Genomic DNA, 16,302 nt, shown 5'->3' with positions numbered 1-16,302 from the left:
CCGGACGACGAGCCGCCGGTCGGGCACGACCCGGGGCTGATGGCCGCGTTCCGGCGCGGCATCACGCTCGCCGAGGAGGCCGAACCGCGTGAGGCGCCGCACCTGGCACCCCCGGCCGGGGACGACGAGGGCGGAGTTGCCGGATGAGCCGGGCGCGTACGACCACGAACCCGTACCGCGGGGCGATAGCCGTCGGGCGCCACCGCGCCACCTCGGCCTCCCCCGACCAGCACCACACCCAGCAGTCCACCAAGGAGTCGATCCCCATGGCGAGCGATGTGCCGACGGGTCATGTGTCCGATCTCGACTGGCTGATGAGCGGCCTCGTCCAGCGTGTTCCCCACACCCACAGCGCCGTGCTCCTCTCGTCCGACGGCCTCGTCAAGTCCGTGCACGGACTCGACGTCGACAGCGCCGACCACATGGCGGCCCTCGCGTCCGGCCTGTACTCGCTCGGCCGCAGCGCCGGGGTGCGGTTCGGTGACGGCGGCGACGTCCGGCAGGTGGTGGTGGAGCTCGACTCCACCCTGCTGTTCGTGTCCACCGCCGGATCCGGCACGTGCCTCGCGGTGCTCGCCGGGCGGGAGGCCGACGCCGCCGTCCTCGGCTACGAGATGGCCATGCTCGTCAAGAGCGTGCGCCCCTACCTGGTGACCGCTCCCCGCCAGCCCTCCGCCGAGCCCACGGCGATGAGGAATTGAGGGTGTCGGCCCCGCAGGACGGGCCATGGCTCGACGGCGCGGCAGGCAGGCTCGTGCGCCCGTACACGATCAGCAACGGACGCACCCGGCCGAGCACGTCGATGGACCTGCTGTCCCTGGTCATGGCCACCGGGGCGACCCCCCTCGGCTATCTGGGGCCCGAACACGGCCAGGCGCTCGACCTGTGCGCGCATCCGACATCGGTCGCGGAGGTCTCCGGCCATCTGCGACTGCCCGCAGCCGTCACCAAGGTCCTCCTGTCCGACCTCGTCGACTGCGGAGCGCTCACCACCAAGCCCCCCACGTTCCACGACAACCCCACTGACCGGTCCCTACTGGAGGCAGTGCTCGATGGACTACGACGTCAGCTCTGACCCCTTCCCCACCGCGCTGAAGATCTTGGTCGCGGGCGGGTTCGGGGTCGGCAAGACCACCTTCGTCGGAGCGGTGAGCGAGATCGCGCCGCTCAGCACCGAAGAGCTGCTCACCACCGTCAGCGCCGCGACCGACGACCTCGACGGCATCGAGAACAAGGTCGAGACGACCGTCGCCATGGACTTCGGCCGCATCACTCTCGACCCCGAACACGTGCTGTACCTCTTCGGCACGCCCGGGCAGGAACGCTTCTGGTTCATGTGGGACGAACTGTCCGAGGGCGCGCTCGGCGCGGTGATCCTCGCCGACACCCGCCGCCTCGAGGACTGTTTCGCCGCCGTCGACTTCTTCGAGGAGCGCGGCATGGGATTCATCGTGGCGGTCAACGAGTTCGACGGCGCCTACCGCTACGAACCCGAGGAAGTGCGGGCCGCCATCGACCTCGACCCCCAGGTCCCCGTCGTGCGCTGCGACGCGCGCATCTCCAGCTCCGGCATCCAGACCCTGCTCACCCTGGTCAGGCACCTGCTGGCCCACGCGGCGCCGGCGGCCACCGGGTCCGGCTTCGGGGCCCACACATGACGTACGACGCGACGGGCCGCCTCCTGCTGACACCGAGCGACCGGGAGGGGCCCGAGCGGGCGCGACGGCTGCGCCGCCTCGATCTGGGGCAGCGCCCGGAGCCGGCCTTCGACCTCTTCGCGGACCGGCTCGCCGAGGTGACCGGAGCGCCCTACGGCATGGTCAACTTCATCGACGAGAACCGCCAGTTCTTCGCCGGGCTGCACACCCCGGACGGGAACCACCGGGGCGCGGAACTCGGCGCGGCGGCCGCGGAGTCCACCGACGTCGGCGTGGCCCGCTACATGGCGCGCGACCACGGCTATTGCCCTCATGTAGTGGTGCGGCGCAAAGCACTCGTCCTGGAAGACGTGTGCGACTACCCGAGGTTCGCGGGCAACCCCGTGGTCGACGAGATCGGGATCCGCTCCTACCTGGGCGCCCCCTTGATCGACGACCGTACGGGGCTCGCGCTCGGCACCGTGTGCGTGGTGGACACCGACCCGTGCCCCTGGGGCCGGGCCGGCCTGGCGACGATCAAGGCCATGGCCGGCGAACTGATGGACATGGTGCGGCGGCGCGGGGACCTCATGGTGTGACGGCCCCGCGCCGGACCGGGCCTGGCCGTCACACCGTCACGGTCTCACCGTCCGGGAACGTGACGCGCACCTGTCCGTCCTCGGCCCCGTCCACCGCGCATACGAGGGACTCCCGCAGGGCCTGCGGGTGGACGACGTCGCGGGTCAGCACCACGAGGGTGACATGGACGCTGCCGCCGCCGGGGTGCTGTGCGGCGCGCAGGTACGGGGTCGCCGAGTGCGGTCCGTAGGCGTTGGCCTCGACCTCGCGCGCGACGCCGCTCTCCTCGTCCCAGCCGTGCAGGGCCACGACGGCGCTCGTCAGACCGGACTCCGTGCGCGTCAGCGCCCAGCCGGGTCCCTGCTCGGCGTGTGGACGCGTGGCGTCGGCGACCGCGTGCCCGCCCTCGCGCACGGCGCAGCCCGCCGGGGCCTGCACCCGGTGGACCCGCAGCTCCCACGGCCCGTGCAGGACGCTCGTCGACTCGATGGGGAACTCCTCGTCGGACCCCGGGAGTTGAGCGTCGTGACGGGACGAGGCGCGGCGCCCCTCGCAGGTGAGGGGGTGGATGCGGCGGCGGCGCGAAGGGGTCCCGTCGGCGGACAGCAGCGCCAGGTGGTTGTCGACGGTGCGGGCCCAGGCGTGCGCGGCCGACTCGGGGGCGGTGGCCGTGGAGTAGGCGATCTTGGCGTAGTGCGGGTCGTCGGTGGCGGGCCCGTCGAGCGGGTTGTGGTCGCTTCCGTGGTTGACCAGGCGGACGATGCCGTCGTGCGGGGTGCCGTGCAGCAGCCAGCCGGGGGCGGGGAGCGCGGTGTACTGGACGGACTGCTCGACGGGCAGCGGGAGTTCGCGCTCCGTCCACACCGGGTGGTCGGCGGGCAGCAGCAGACCGAGGAAGCCCTTGCTGGCCCAGTAGGGCGAGGCCGGGCCCGAGTACGCCTGCGTCGCGGGAAGGAACGTGTCGTACCAGCCCAGCGGCAGCAGCCCGCGCCGGTCCGGGACGCCGCGCTCCACGAAGTGCCGGGCCGTGCCGGACGCCAGGCGCCGGGTCAGGCCGGGTGCTAGCGGCGTGCAGTCGGCCAGCGCCCCCATCCACACCGGCGCGGTCGCGGCGAACCGGTACGTCAAGGAGCGGCCCTGGTGCACCGGAGCGCCGTCCCCGCCGAAGAACTGCGGGTACGGCGCCAGGAACCGGGCCAGCCGCTCGCGGTACACCTTGCCGCGGCCGCCGTCGCCGTCCGGCCCGGCCATGCGGGCCCACAGCAGCGGGTACAGGTGCATGGCCCAGCCGATGTAGTAGTCGAAGTTGCGGCCGTCGCCGTCGGTGTACCAGCCGTCGCCGACGTACCAGTCCTCGATCCGGTCGAGCCCGCCGTCGATGTCGCCCTGGCTGAACGGTGCGCCGACCGAGGCGAGGAACTGCTCGGAGACCACCTGGAACAGGCGCCAGTTGTTGTCCCACGTCCGGCCGCCCACGAAGCCGGAGAACCAGTCGACGACCCGCTCCTGCACCCGGGTGTCGAGCCGGTCCCAGATCCACGGTCGCGTCTCGTGTAGACCGATCGCGATCGAGGCGGCCTCCACCATCTGCTGGGAGCAGTCCGTGAGTTCGGGCCAGGCCTCCCCGCTGTCACGGTCCGTGCCCGTTGTCAGACCCTGCGTATACCGTTCGATCACGTGGGAGACGGAGGTCTCGTCGCCCGCACCGCAGGCGCCCGCTATCCGGAAGGAGGCCAGCAGAAATGTCCGAGCGAATCCTTCGAGCCCGTCCGAGACGACCCCTGACCAGCTGGCCCGCCCGGGCAGCCGGTACTGCGCGAACCCCGGGGTCGCGTACGGCACCAGGGCGTCCAGCTGACGGTCGGCCAGGGCCTCCCAGTGCGCCCGGGTCCACCCCGTCAGCGGCGAGCGGACACGATCGGTGGGCGGCAGGGAGAAGTACGGGGCGGGCATGGTGGTTCGCTGGCTCCTCGGTCGGTAGGCGGGGGTGGTGGGTTGTGGCGATGATCCTCGTCGCCCTTCGCCGGATTTTAGGTGTGCTGTGGCCCGGCGTAGATGGTGAAGAGGGCCCGCGATCAGGCGAGTTCGGCGGTGTGCGTGTGGCCGCGCGAGCCGCCGACCCGGACGGTGAGGACCGGCCGTCGCCCCGGGGCGACGGTGACCGTGTCGTCGGCGCGCAGGACGCGGCGTACGGGGAAGGGCAGGTGGACCGTCAGGCTCGTCGCGGTGCGGCCCGGGTCCGCGACCGCCACCGTGACCCGCTGGCCTTGACGGCGCACGAGGACGGTGCCGGGGCCGTCCGTGCGCAGGCCGCCGGCCGTGCCCGCGGCCCAGAAGTGCGCGGCGAGCAGTCCGAGCCGGGGCGACTCGATCGCCTGGACGGTGGCGTCGTTGGCGACGATCCGGACCGGCCGGGACAGGGACCAGACGGCCGTCGTGGCGGCACTGGCGCCGGGCAGCAGGACATAGGCGTAGGAGGCGCCGGCGGGGGAGACCCCGTGGTCGAACCAGAGGGTGGCGTAGCGGCGGGTGACGGGGGTGGTGCTGCCGCCGGTGTCCGCGCCGGAGTTGAGGGCGCGCCAGGTGCCGGTGCGTTCCTCGCGCAGCGCGCGCAGTGGGCCACGGGCGGGGAAGACGTAGCCGCCCGTCCCCTCCAGATGCGCCCAGCGGGCGTCGGGCAGCGACGCCGACCAGCCCGGCCCCGAGGGCTGCCGGTGGCCGTCGATGACGAGCCGGGGAGCGCCGTCGGCGTGCAGGTTCCGGTTCTCCACGACCGTCTCGACGGTGCGGCCGTCGCTCGCCGTGATGTCCGCGCCGAGCGCGACGACCGCGTTGTCCAGGCAGAACCAGGCCTTCTTGGCGCGCAGGGTCGACCCGTCGGCGACCAGTTCCATAGCCGCCGCGCCGTACTGTCCGTCGAGGACGGCGCCGCCCGCGACGGCGTTCTTCGGCCGGAACGTGCTGGTGCCGCCGCCCGTGCCGAGATCGGTCCGGGCGCGCGTGTCCACGGTCGTGCCCGGCAGCCGGTACGGGTCGACGGTCGGCCAGAAGCCGTCGCCGAAGGCGTCGAGGTCGTCGCCGTCGTACAGGTAGGTCATGCCGTCGCCGGTGTACCAGCCGTGCAGGTTCTCGCCGTTGCCCGCCTCGTACGCACTGATGCGCCGCGAGGACAGCGACAGGGCGTAGGCCCAGCTCCGGCGCCGGTGCACCACCCGGTCCATGTCGGCGAACACGACGTGCCCGGTGAGCCAGTCCGCGGGACGCACCGAGGGATCGTCGAGGACGGCCTTCGCGCGCGCCAGGGCGGGGACGCCGACCAGGCCGGCGTAGGGGGTCTCCTTGTTGCGCAGGATCCAGCCCTTCGCCGCCGCGCGCCAGCGGTCCGCGTACGACTGCGGAGCGCCGTCCGCGAGTTGGAGGATGTACGACACGGCCATGGCGCCGTCGGTGTGGTCGCGGGCACGCTCGCGGGAGATGGCGCGGCCGCGCACCGCGTCCATCATGACCCCGTCGAACAGGACGGGGGAGAAGGACCGCTCGACGGCCTCGTGGAGCACCGTGACCGCCGGGTCGGTGACGGCCCAGTCCGAGCCGGCCAGGAGAGCGATGAGCTGGCCCGCGCTGCCGAGCAGGATGCTCCCGTACGTGCCCGTGTAGGCGACGCAGTCGTGCTGGACGAACGACCCGTCGGTGGAGAACCCGTCGCCCGAAGTGACGTACTGGAAAAGGCTGTTCTTCCCGCCGCCGCGGACGTCGGACAGGCCGTCGCGGGCGAGGGCGAGCGTGGCGGCGTCGCGGGCGAGCAGGCCGCGCAGGGCGACGATGACCGCCTTGTCGGCGCGATTGGCACCGGTCTCGGCCAGGCTCGGGGAGTTGGTGCGGCGGTCCGCGTCCGGGACGAAGCGGGCGACGGTCCTCAGATACGCGGCGAGGTCGTCGGCGGGCAGGTGCGCGCGGAGCAGTACGCAGGTGTCCAGGAGCGCGCGGGGTGCGCCGATCTCCCAGAACCACCAGTTGCCGGACTCCGACCGGGTCTCGTTGTATCCGGCGCTGTGGAGGAGGCGCAGGGCGTCGACGAGCCCGGCGAGCACGGCCGCGTCGCCGGTCAGCGAGGTGCCCGGCGTGGCCCAGGCCGTGGCGAGCGTACGCAGCCGCGGATAGCTCTGGCCGAACATGCCGGGGTCGGAGGCAGGGGAGAGGTCCGGCCACAGGGCCGTGCGCCCGGCGGACGTGTCGAGCTGCTGCCACCAGGCGGCGGCCTGGGTGTCCAGGGCGGTGAGCGCGGCCGCGAAATCGGGGTCCTCGGTGTCGAACGCGCCGCCGGTGAGCTGCTGCTCGGCGCGGGCGAGGAGCGCCTCGTACGGGTCGGTGTCCGCGTCGTCGGCTGCGGCGCGTCCCGCGAGGGTGAGAGCGCCCGCGCCCGCGACACCGGCGAGACCCGCCAGGACGGAGCGGCGACCGAGAGGGCCGGAGGGGGTCATGGAGGTCTTCTCCTCAGGGGTGCGGGTGCGGGGAGACGCCGTGCGGGGCGGGGGAAGAGGGAGGGGGCACCCAAGGTCCGGCGCCCCTTCCCGGCGCGCCCGTCAGTCCGCGAGGGTGCTCGGATCGACCGTGGGCGCGGGCAGCCGCAGGGCGGCGATCTCCGCCTGCCCCCTGGCGTCGATCGGCATCGCCCACCGGTGCACGAAGAAGTCCGTCAGATCGCGGCCGGCCGTGCGGGAGGCGCAGGTGGCGAGGGTGCGGTACTGGCGGGCCTCCACCTCCGGCGGATGGTCGTAGTCCTCGACCGGTGCGTCGTGCTGGTGCTCGGCGCGGACCAGCCGGTGCAGGCGCGGCCAGAAGTCCTCGCCGAAGGCGAGCTCCAACTGTCGTAGGGGGACGAGCTGTTCGTACGCACCGAGGTCGTCGACGTAGGAGAGGCCGGGCGTGCCGAGCTTGGCCTGCGCGGACTGGAACCAGTTGAGTCCGGTCGCCGCGTCGACCGTGAGCAGGTTCGAGGGCTGTCGCAGGGTGCGCTGCGCCGCCAGCGAGTAGATGTTGACGGTGACTTCGGTGAGCGTGCCCGCCTGGTAGGCGGCCTGTTGATGGAGGTGCCCCAGCTCGTGGTACAGGCCCCAGCCGCGGGTCGTGAGGCCGCTGACCGTGCACAGCCGGTCCATGTAGGCGCGGGGGAAGCCGTTGAAGCCGTGCCAGGCGTAGGCGCCGACGCCCTTGGGCACGACGCTGACTTCGTTGAAGTGGTAGCGGCCCGCCTTGGGGCGGTCGAGGGGGTGGCGGCCGTCGAGGCCGCTGATGCGGTTGTGCGAGTCGATGACCGTGTCGAACAAGGTCATGAGGGCGATGTGGTCCTCGCCCCGGTAGAGCAGCGCACCCTCGCGGGTGAGGGTCAAGATGGCCTGGTCGGTGGTGAGTTCGACCCAGGGTACGTCCGTGATCGTGTCGAGCTGCCGCTGGAAGTCGGCCTCGGTGGTGCGGCCGAGGACGAAGGTGGCCATCCGTGCGGCGCCGGAGACGAACGTGACGGCGGCGCGCTGGCCGTGCCCGGCGAAGCTCAGGTACAGGGGGCCGCCGTAGACGTCGCTGACGGTGTTCAGGCCGGGCTTCAGCGTGAACACCCGCGGGGCCTTGAGATCGGGGTTGGTGTGGTAGTCGTCGAACGTCCCGATGTGCAGGACCGGCAGCGTCCCCTGCGCGGGGCGCACGCGGACGGTGACGGAGGCGCCCGGCGCGGCCCAGCGCCCGGTGGGCAGGAACTCACTGGCGCGCAGCGAGCGGTCCAGGCGCAGGCGCTCGGACTCGGCGTCCGGGAACGCCGTGATGTGCAGGGTGTCCCCGTGCGTCGCGGGGGACGAGGCCGGGGTCGAGGCGGCGGCGGTCCCCGCGCCGCTCAGGAGTGCGGCGCCGCCGGCTCCTACGAGTCCGGCGAGCAGCGAGCGACGCCCGAAGCGCCGGGAGGCCAGGGCGGCACTGGCGGCAGTGGCGGGGGTGGGAAGTGCGGGGTGGGCAGGGCGCATCCGGAGACTCCCATGGGACGAAGAACGTCGGAGCGAGGGGCGGGACGGTCGTGGGGCGCGATGGAGCTGCGCGCCAGCATGTAAGCGTTTGCTATCCGGCCGCAAGAGGGTCCGGGGAATTTCTGTTCGTTACTACGTCAAGCAGTGCTGGTTCGCGCAGAATTGCGCATCGCGGGGGGCCGGGGAGGGGTGCCCGGGGTGCCTCGGCCGTGCCTCAGCGGCGCTGCGGGGGTGCCACCGAGTCCCGCACCACGAGCTGTGTGCCGAGTCGCAGCGTGCCGGTGGTGGGGGCGCGCCAGTCGTCCTCGTCACCGCCGTTGAGTGCGACCCGCACCGCCTGGCGGCCCATCTCCTCCAGGGGGATCCGGACCGTCGTCAGCCGGGGCCGCAGCTCCTGCGCCACCGGGATGTCGTCGTACCCGACCAGGGAGACGTCCTGCGGGACGCGCACCCCCGCCTCCTCCATGGCCTGCGCCGCGCCGGCCGCCACGATGTCGTTCGCCGCGAACACCGCGGTGAACCCGGGCCCCTGTCGCAGCAGTTCGCTCATCCGCCGGTAGCCGAAGGCGCGGCTGAACGCCCCGGGCTGCTCCAGCTCGGGGTCGCGCGCGATGCCGCGCAGTTCGAGCGCGCGGCGATGCCCGGCGAGCCGGTCCTTGGCGGTGGACAGCCCGGGCGGCCCGCCGAGGTACAGGATCCGCTCGTGGCCCTGCGTGATCAGGTGGTCGGTGAGGGCGAAGGCGCCGCCCTCGTTGTCGTACTCGACGCCGACCGTGGGCGCGCCGTTGCCGATCGAGGGACGGCCGCACAGCACGAGTTTCGAGCCGCCCGCATCCAACTCACGTGCTCGGCGCGCGAGTTCGACCTTGTAGTCGCGGTCGTCGACGCTGCCGCCGACGAGCACCACCGCGTCCGCGCGCCGCTCGTGCATCAGCTCGATGAAGGCCAGCTCGCGCTGCGGATCGCCCTGGGTGCAGCACACCAGGCAGAGCCGGTCGCCGTCGGTGGCCTCGCGTTCGACGCCGCGGGCGATGTACGCGTAGAAGGGGTCGATCAGTTCGCTGACGATGATGCCGACCGTGCGGCCGGAGACGCCGGCGAGGGCGCGGGCATGGGCGTTGACCACATAGCCGAGCTCGCGCATCGCCGCCTCCACGCGCTCGCGCGTCGCGGCGGCCACCGGATAGTTGCGGTTCATCACGCGGGACACGGTCGCCGTGGACACGCCGGCGTGCCGGGCCACGTCGACGACGGTCGCGCGGCGCTGCCCGGCGGGTCCGCCGCTGCCGGGTGCCGTGGAACTCTGCCGGGACATCCGGCTCACCCCCTGGTGGTCGTGCTCGTCTGCCTGCTGATCCGTCTGTGGTCCTCCGCCCGTCCCAGAGCCTATGACGTGCGGTGCGGGTCCGCTCACGCGATCCGCTCCAGGTCGTCGAGGAGTACGGGGTGGTTGAGCGGGAGCCCGCGCGCGTAGCGGGCGAGTTCGTCGACGGCGAGCGCGCCGAGCCGCCCGACCTCGTTGCCCTGGGCGCCCGCCATGTGCGGGGTGATGAAGACGTTGGGCAGGCCCCACAGCGGGTGGTCGGCGGGCAGCGGCTCCGGGTCCGTGACGTCGAGGACGGCGTCGATCCGGCCGCTGACCAGGTGCTCGGTGAGGGCCGCGGTGTCCACGAGCGGGCCCCGTGCGGTGTTCACGAGCAGGGCGCCCGGGCGCATCATGCCGAGGCGGCGCGCGTCGAGCAGGTGCCGCGTCTCCTCGGTGTCGGGCGCGTGCACGCTCACGACGTCGCTCGTGGCGACCAGGGTGTCCAGGTCGGTGCGGGTCGCGCCGAGCAGTGCCGCCTCGGCGTCGCCGACGTACGGGTCGTACAGCAGCACCTCGGCGTCGATCGCGCGCAGCAGTTCGGCGACGCGGCGGCCGATCCGGGAGGCGCCGATGATGCCGACCGTGATGCCGTGGGTGCCCAGCCAGTGGTGCCGGTCCAGGTCGGCGCCGGTGCGGTGGGTGCGCCGGGTGCGGAAGAGGTGGGAGAGCGGGAAGGCCCGTTTGGCGCCCAGGATGATCGCGGCGAGGGTGAACTCGGCGACCGGCACCGCGTTGGCCGCCGCCGCCGAGGAGACGGCGATGCCGCGGGCGTACGCGTCCCGGCTCAGGAACGTCTTCACGGTTCCGGCCGCGTGGATCACCGCGCGCAGCCGGGGCGCCCGGTCGAGCACCGCGGTGTCGATCGCCGGGCACCCCCAGCCGGTGAGCAGGACCTCGCACTCGGCGAGCGCGGCCCGCGCCTGAGGGCTGCTGAACTCCCTTACCACGCGGGGCGGTTGGATGTCGGCGGTCTCTTCGAGGCGGGCCCGCACGGCCGGCGGGAAGACGTCGTCGAGGACCGCGGAGTCCATCGCGAGAACCGTACGGGGCCGCCGCGGGGGCGGTGTGGCATCGGCGGCCATGGCCTCGACCGGCGCCTCGTCAGTGGTACGCACCCTGCCTCCGGACAGTAAACGTGTTCTATGGCGTGACCGCACGCTAGGGAGCGCTCGGCATGACCGTCAAGGTTAACGGCTGGCGAGGTGGGGCGAGTTGTCCGGTTAGTACGCGAAATGGCGCGCGAGAAAGCCTCATTGAAGGCATCGGTTTTACGTGGCTGTTCCACGGATCTCTTGACGATGGGGTTAACCGCTTACTAACTTGCGGCCGCAGACACCCAGTTACGTGCGACACAGCTTCTGCGCCATCCGGCCGGACAGGACCGCCCCATGACTGCTCCCGCACCGCCCACCGCGGCACCACCCGTCGTCGTTCCCCGAAAGACCCTGTGGCAGCGCCTCAAGCGCGACAAGGTGATGCTGCTGCTGTGCCTGCCCGGCTTCCTGTATTTCGTGGTGTTCCACTACGTGCCGCTGCTCGGCTACATGGTGGCGTTCCAGGACTACCAGCCCTATCTGGGTTACATGCACAGCGCCTGGACCGGCTTCACGAACTTCACGAACGCCTTCGCCGACCCCGACTTCTGGTCGGCGACGGTCAACACCCTGAAGATCGCGCTCGTCCAGCTGGTGCTGTTCTTCCCCGTGCCGATCGGGCTCGCCCTGCTGCTCAACAGCATCGTCAGCGACAAGCTGCGCCGCTTCGTGCAGAGCGTCGTCTATCTGCCGCACTTCATCGGCTGGGTCATCATCGTCTCGATCTTCCAGCAGATCCTCGGCGGCGCGGGCGTGGTCCCCGACCTCCTCGAAGCCGTCGGCCTGCCGCGCTACGACATGATGACCGACCCGAACGCCTTCCCCTGGCTGCTCGCCCTGCAGGTCATGTGGAAGGACGCCGGCTGGGGCACGATCATCGTCCTCGCCGCGCTGCTGTCCATCGACCGCGGACTGTACGAGGCGGCCGCCATGGACGGCGCGGCCCGCTGGCGACGCTTCTGGCACGTGACGCTGCCCGGCCTCTCCCCGGTGCTCGTGCTGCTGCTGATCCTCAACCTCGGCAACATCCTCACCGTCGGCTTCGAGCAGATCCTGCTCCAGCGCGACGCCGTCGGCGCCGGGGCCGGCGAGGTGCTCGACACCTACGTCTACTTCCACGGCATCAAGGACAACCAGTGGGGCACCGCGGCCGCCGTCGGCCTGGTGAAGGCCGCCATCGGGACGGTGCTGGTCATCGGCGCCAACAAGTTCGCCCACCGGCTCGGCCATGAAGGGGTGTACCGCGGTGCTGACCACTGAGACGACCACCGTGACGACGCGCCGCGCACCGGCCGCGTCCGCGCCCGCGCAACTGCGCCCCTCCGGCGCCCGCCCGCCCTGGATGGAGCGCCCCACCAAGGCCGGGCTCGTCCTCAAGGGCCTCGCCCTCGTCCTCGTCGTGGGCCTGGTGGCGTACCCGCTGTTCGGTGTGATCGGCACCAGCTTCGCCTCGCAGTCCGACATCATCCGCACGGGCGGCCTCGTGCTGTGGCCCGACCACCCCAACCTCGACGCCTACCGCACGGCGTTCACCGGCGGCCGCGTGACCCGCGCGCTGTTCGTCAGCGTCGGTGTCACCGTGCTCGGCACCGGATGCAGCCTCCTCGCCACCATCGGCATGGCGTACGGGCTCTCGCGGCGCGGCATCGTCGGCGGGCGCTTCATCCTCATGACGGCCCTGTTCACCATGCTGTTCAACGCGGGCGTCATCCCCAACTTCCTTCTGGTGAAGGAACTCGGCCTCTACAACACCTTCGCCGCGCTCGTCCTGCCCACCATGGTCAGCGCGTTCAACCTCGTCGTGATGCGCGCCTTCTTCATGAACCTGCCCGAGGAGCTGTACGACGCCGCGAAGGTGGACGGGGCAGGGGACTTCCGCACCCTCGTCCAAGTCGTGCTGCCGCTGTCCAAGGCGGTCGTCGCGGTCGTCGGCCTCTTCTACGCGGTCGCGTACTGGAACGCGTACTTCAACGCCCTGCTGTACCTCGGCGACAACGACAAGTGGCCGCTGCCGATGGTGCTGCGCACGTTCATCCTCCAGGGGCAGTCCCTGGACTCCGGCGCGGCCGGTGAGGCGGTGGCGCCGCAGCAGGCCGTGCAGATGGCCGTCCTCGTGATCGCGGTCGTGCCGATCCTGCTCGTCTACCCGTTCCTCCAGCGGTTCTTCACCAAGGGCGTGCTCACCGGCGCCGTCAAGGGCTGACACCGCTGCCCGCACCCCCCAACTCGCCCTGTTCTCCCTCGTGTTGAGGAGCCTCTCGATGTCCGCCACCACGTCCTTCAACCGCCGCACCTTGTTCCGCTGGGGTGCGGGCGCCGGCCTCGCCGTCGTCGCCGCCCCGCTGCTCGCCGCCTGCGGTGACGGCGGCACCGCGGCCAAGGCCGAGGCGAACAGCGCCAAGCTGATCCCGACGACCACCCTGCGCTCCATCGGCGTCAACGCCGACCTGCCCGGCACCGCGGCAGGAGTGCCCGACGCCTTCCTCACGTACCCCGCGCACCCGGCCCGCGCCACCAAGGGCACCCCTCTCAAGGGCGCCAAGAAGATAACGGCGGTCACCGAGACCTACTCCCCGCTGCCGCCCGGGCGCGGCAAGAACGCGGCCTGGCGGGAGATCGAGAAGCTGCTCGGCGGTCAGGTCGACTTCACGGCCGTGCCCGCCGACGACTACCCGGCGAAGTTCTCCACCATGATCGCCGGTGACCAGCTGCCGGACATCTTCATGTACCCGGAGACGGGCGGCGTCGACAACAAGGGCGCCTTCCTCACCGCGAAGTGCGCCGACCTGACCCCGCACCTGTCCGGCGACAAGGTCAAGGACTACCCGAACCTGGCCGCCATCCCGGAGTACGCGTGGCAGGACGCCATCTACGCGGGCAAGCTCTACGGCATCCCGATCGCCCGCTCCGGCAGCGGCGGCGCCGGCTTCTACCGCGCCGACCTCCTCGCGCAGGCGGGCGTCACCGACCTCGACCAGATCGACAGCGTCGAACGGCTCGTGGAACTCGCCAAGGACCTCACCGACGAGAAGAAGAAGCGGTACTTCTTCACCGGCGGCAGCACGAACCTGCTCGCCATGTCCACCGGCGCCCAGCACTTCTGGAAGCACGACCGCAAGACGGGCAAGTGGACCTACCAGCTGGAGGACCCGGCGTTCCGGCACGCCGTCGAGACCGCCGCCAAGCTGTACAAGGCAGGCTGCTTCTACCCCGGCACCGTGCAGATGTCCGGCGCCCAGAAAGCCCAGTACACCGACCTGTTCAAGAACGGGAAGGCCGCGTACGTCTACGACGGCATGCCCTCCTACCTGACCACGGGCAGCGGCTACGTCGACGCCATGGCGGTCATCGACACGTCCTACGACGTGCGGCCGATGGTCCCGGTCGGCAAGGACGCCGTCGTGTGGACCGACAACGTCTCGCTGCAGAACTGCCACCTCACCAAGGCCGACGACAAGCGCGTGAAGGAACTCCTGCGCCTCGCCGACTTCGCCGCCTCCCCGTTCGGCTCGCTCGAGTACACGCTCATCAACTACGGCGTCGAGGGCACCGACCACAAGCGGGACAAGAACGGCACACCCGTACTCACCAAGCAGGGCACCCAGGACGTCACCGTCCCCTGGTCCAAGCTGGCCTCCGCCACGCCCGCGTTCTTCAGCGCCACCCACCCGGAGGCGGCGCGCTACGTCCACGAGGCGTACACCAAGCTCATCCCGATGATGATCGAGGACCCCACACTCGCCTACACGGCGCCCACCTGGGACTCCAAGGGCATGGGCAGCCTCTACACCATCCACCTCGACGGGGTGAAGGACCTCGTCACCGGCCGTAAGCCGATGTCCTCCTACGACGACCTCGTCTCGAAGTGGCGCAAGGCCGGCGGCGACACCTGCCGCGCCGAGTTCGAGCAGGCCTCCCAGCAGTCCTCGAAGAAGGGGAAGAAGTGAGCACCAGCAGACGCACCCTCCTCAAGGGCGCCGGAATCGCCGCCTGTACGGTCCCGCTGGCCGCACCCGTCGCCCTGGCCGAGGGCTTCGACCCGCGCCCCGGCTCCGATGGTGCCGGCGACCCCCTCTACCCGACCCTCGGCAACGGCGGCTACCAGGTCACGCACTACGACCTGACCTTCGACTTCACCCCGGTCACGTACGACTTCACGGGCGTCGTGAAGATGAGCGCGCGGGCCACGCAGGACCTGTCCGCGTTCAACCTGGACACCGACGGCCACACCATCGACGCGGTCACCGTGAACGGCCGCGCGGCCCCCTTCGCCCTGTCCGCGGGCGCATCCGGCCAGGAGCTCACCGTCACCCCCGCCCGCCCGCTGCACAAGGGGCAGCCCTTCGCGGTCACCGTCGCCTACCGCGGCAACGGCAAGGCACCGCGCACCAGCCTGTCCGGCTGGAAGTTCGGCACCGACGGCGGCTTCGCCTGCGCCGCGCAGTCCTCCCGCGCGGACACCTTCATGCCGTGCAACGACACGCCCTCCGACAAGGCGACGTGGACCTTCCACCTCTCCGCGCCCGAGGGCTACGTGGCGGCGGCCAACGGCGAGTTGACCGGAAAGGACAAGCGCGCCGACGGGTCGGCCGTGTGGCACTTCGCCCTGCGCGAGCGGATGCCCAGCGAGCTCCTCGGGATCGCCGTCGTCAAGGGCACGTACCTGTACGGCACGTCGCGCACCGGCCTGCCGCTGCGGCACGTCGTCCCGCAGGGCCAGGAGGACACGTACGGTCCGATCGTGGCCCGGACGCCCGACCATCTCGCCTGGCTGGAAGCCAAGTTCGGGAAGTACCCCTTCTCCGTCTACGGCATCCACATCTACGACGGGTACACCGACGCGCTGGAGAACTCCACGCTCACGCTCATGGGCACCAACTGGTTCAAGCCCAACGCCGACGGCAACCCCACGTACGAGAACACCATGGTGCACGAGCTGACCCACCAGTGGTGGGGCGACAGCGTGACCCCGGACGACTGGCAGCAGGCCTGGCTCAACGAAGGGCCCGCGACGTACTACGCCGCCCTCTACAGCCAGGAGCGCGGCTGGTCGGTGATGGCCGACAAGATGGAAACGACGTACGCCGGGCTGAACGCGGTCCGCGCCAAGGACGGCCCGCCCGGGCTGCCCCGCGCGCTCGGCGGCACCAACATCTACGACGGCGGCGCACTCGTGCTCTACGCCCTCCAACTCCACGTCGGGCAACGGTTGTTCGACCGGATCATGGGGCAGTGGCCGCGCCGGTTCAAGGACCGCACCGTCACCAGCGAGGACTTCATCCGGCACGCGGTCGACGTCACGCGGGACCGCTCGCTCGACCCTTTCCTGCGGGACTGGCTGTTCGGGCCGGTGAATCCGCCGATGCCGGGCCACCCCGAATGGTCCGCAGCGTCCTGACGGGCGGCGGTCCCCGGAGGCCGGGAGCCCGCGCCCGTCCGCAATCCGCCCGCATCCGCCGATCCGCCCCAAGGGAAGGCACCCGCATGAGATCCGGCACCCGTACGCTCCGCGGCACGGCCGCGGTGTTCCTCGCCGCGGCGGCCGCCGCCCTGGCCCCGCTGCCCACCGCCCAGGCCGCCCCCGCCCCCAAGGTGCTGCACGCCGCACCGCA

Annotated in this window: 13 protein-coding genes; 8 read left to right on the top strand and 5 right to left on the bottom strand. The window is 71.6% G+C overall.

What is annotated here, in order from left to right; translation table 11 throughout:
• The first annotated feature begins 266 nt into the window (after positions 1-266).
• The 4 genes from G3I40_RS43790 to G3I40_RS43775 are packed head-to-tail and all read left to right on the top strand — an operon-like array spanning position 267 to position 2,236.
• Positions 267-701: a roadblock/LC7 domain-containing protein gene (locus G3I40_RS43790; protein WP_164560358.1), complete on the top strand. Its 435-nt coding sequence runs from the start codon at positions 267-269 to the stop codon at positions 699-701.
• A 2-nt stretch (positions 702-703) separates the two neighbouring features.
• The gene (locus G3I40_RS43785) at positions 704-1,075 is read left to right on the top strand and encodes a DUF742 domain-containing protein (RefSeq protein WP_164560355.1); all 372 of its coding nucleotides are present in this window, start codon (positions 704-706) and stop codon (positions 1,073-1,075) included.
• Positions 1,053-1,658: an ATP/GTP-binding protein gene (locus G3I40_RS43780; protein ID WP_164560354.1), complete on the top strand. Its 606-nt coding sequence runs from the start codon at positions 1,053-1,055 to the stop codon at positions 1,656-1,658. Before G3I40_RS43785 ends, G3I40_RS43780 begins: the two co-directional genes overlap by 23 nt.
• Positions 1,655-2,236: a GAF domain-containing protein gene (locus G3I40_RS43775; RefSeq protein ID WP_164560353.1), complete on the top strand. Its 582-nt coding sequence runs from the start codon at positions 1,655-1,657 to the stop codon at positions 2,234-2,236. The genes G3I40_RS43780 and G3I40_RS43775 overlap by 4 nt, the downstream gene beginning before the upstream one ends.
• Before the next feature lie 28 nt (positions 2,237-2,264).
• Here G3I40_RS43775 and G3I40_RS43770 read toward each other — a convergent pair whose 3' ends face one another.
• The 5 genes from G3I40_RS43770 to G3I40_RS43750 form a co-directional block, all read right to left on the bottom strand.
• Complete coding sequence (locus G3I40_RS43770; protein ID WP_164560352.1) at positions 2,265-4,169, bottom strand: DUF2264 domain-containing protein; 1,905 nt, start codon at positions 4,167-4,169, stop codon at positions 2,265-2,267.
• A 122-nt stretch (positions 4,170-4,291) separates the two neighbouring features.
• On the bottom strand, positions 4,292-6,697 hold the full coding sequence (locus tag G3I40_RS43765; protein ID WP_164560351.1) for a polysaccharide lyase 8 family protein: 2,406 nt from the start codon (positions 6,695-6,697) through the stop codon (positions 4,292-4,294).
• Between the two features lie 102 nt (positions 6,698-6,799).
• Positions 6,800-8,230 carry a M60 family metallopeptidase gene (locus G3I40_RS43760; RefSeq protein ID WP_164560350.1) on the bottom strand — a complete coding sequence of 477 codons (1,431 nt, stop codon included), beginning with the start codon at positions 8,228-8,230 and terminating at the stop codon, positions 6,800-6,802.
• Between the two features lie 214 nt (positions 8,231-8,444).
• A complete protein-coding gene (locus G3I40_RS43755) occupies positions 8,445-9,545 on the bottom strand; it encodes a LacI family DNA-binding transcriptional regulator (RefSeq protein WP_164560349.1) in 1,101 nt (366 codons plus the stop codon).
• 95 nt (positions 9,546-9,640) lie between these two features.
• A complete protein-coding gene (locus G3I40_RS43750; protein ID WP_164560348.1) occupies positions 9,641-10,711 on the bottom strand; it encodes a hydroxyacid dehydrogenase in 1,071 nt (356 codons plus the stop codon).
• A gap of 273 nt (positions 10,712-10,984) precedes the next feature.
• Here G3I40_RS43750 and G3I40_RS43745 point away from each other — a divergent pair, with 273 nt between their 5' ends.
• From G3I40_RS43745 to G3I40_RS43730, 4 genes are all read left to right on the top strand, one after another.
• On the top strand, positions 10,985-11,950 hold the full coding sequence (locus G3I40_RS43745; RefSeq protein ID WP_239092304.1) for an ABC transporter permease subunit: 966 nt from the start codon (positions 10,985-10,987) through the stop codon (positions 11,948-11,950).
• An 82-nt stretch (positions 11,951-12,032) separates the two neighbouring features.
• Positions 12,033-12,893, top strand: a complete 861-nt coding sequence (locus G3I40_RS43740) for a carbohydrate ABC transporter permease (protein WP_164560356.1) — start codon at positions 12,033-12,035, stop codon at positions 12,891-12,893.
• 58 nt (positions 12,894-12,951) lie between these two features.
• A complete protein-coding gene (locus tag G3I40_RS43735; protein WP_164560347.1) occupies positions 12,952-14,637 on the top strand; it encodes an extracellular solute-binding protein in 1,686 nt (561 codons plus the stop codon).
• Positions 14,634-16,088, top strand: a complete 1,455-nt coding sequence (locus tag G3I40_RS43730) for a M1 family metallopeptidase (protein ID WP_164560346.1) — start codon at positions 14,634-14,636, stop codon at positions 16,086-16,088. The genes G3I40_RS43735 and G3I40_RS43730 overlap by 4 nt, the downstream gene beginning before the upstream one ends.
• The last annotated feature ends 214 nt before the right edge of the window (positions 16,089-16,302 follow it).

The organism is Streptomyces sp. SID14478 (assembly GCF_010548525.1).
Lineage (GTDB): Bacteria > Actinomycetota > Actinomycetes > Streptomycetales > Streptomycetaceae > Streptomyces.
Note: the sequence above shows the minus strand (reverse complement) of the source record. Positions and strands in the feature narration are given on the sequence as shown.

Excerpts from the sequence above, each read along its gene's own strand:
- G3I40_RS43770 (WP_164560352.1), bottom strand. The coding sequence starts at position 4,169 with ATGCCCGCCCCGTACTTCTCCCTGCCGCCCACCGATCGTGTCCGCTCG.
- G3I40_RS43735 (WP_164560347.1), top strand. The coding sequence starts at position 12,952 with ATGTCCGCCACCACGTCCTTCAACCGCCGCACCTTGTTCCGCTGGGGT.
- G3I40_RS43760 (WP_164560350.1), bottom strand. The coding sequence starts at position 8,230 with ATGCGCCCTGCCCACCCCGCACTTCCCACCCCCGCCACTGCCGCCAGT.
- G3I40_RS43780 (WP_164560354.1), top strand. The coding sequence starts at position 1,053 with ATGGACTACGACGTCAGCTCTGACCCCTTCCCCACCGCGCTGAAGATC.
- G3I40_RS43765 (WP_164560351.1), bottom strand. The coding sequence starts at position 6,697 with ATGACCCCCTCCGGCCCTCTCGGTCGCCGCTCCGTCCTGGCGGGTCTC.
- G3I40_RS43740 (WP_164560356.1), top strand. The coding sequence starts at position 12,033 with ATGGAGCGCCCCACCAAGGCCGGGCTCGTCCTCAAGGGCCTCGCCCTC.
- G3I40_RS43745 (WP_239092304.1), top strand. The coding sequence starts at position 10,985 with ATGACTGCTCCCGCACCGCCCACCGCGGCACCACCCGTCGTCGTTCCC.
- G3I40_RS43775 (WP_164560353.1), top strand. The coding sequence starts at position 1,655 with ATGACGTACGACGCGACGGGCCGCCTCCTGCTGACACCGAGCGACCGG.
- G3I40_RS43790 (WP_164560358.1), top strand. The coding sequence starts at position 267 with ATGGCGAGCGATGTGCCGACGGGTCATGTGTCCGATCTCGACTGGCTG.
- G3I40_RS43755 (WP_164560349.1), bottom strand. The coding sequence starts at position 9,545 with ATGTCCCGGCAGAGTTCCACGGCACCCGGCAGCGGCGGACCCGCCGGG.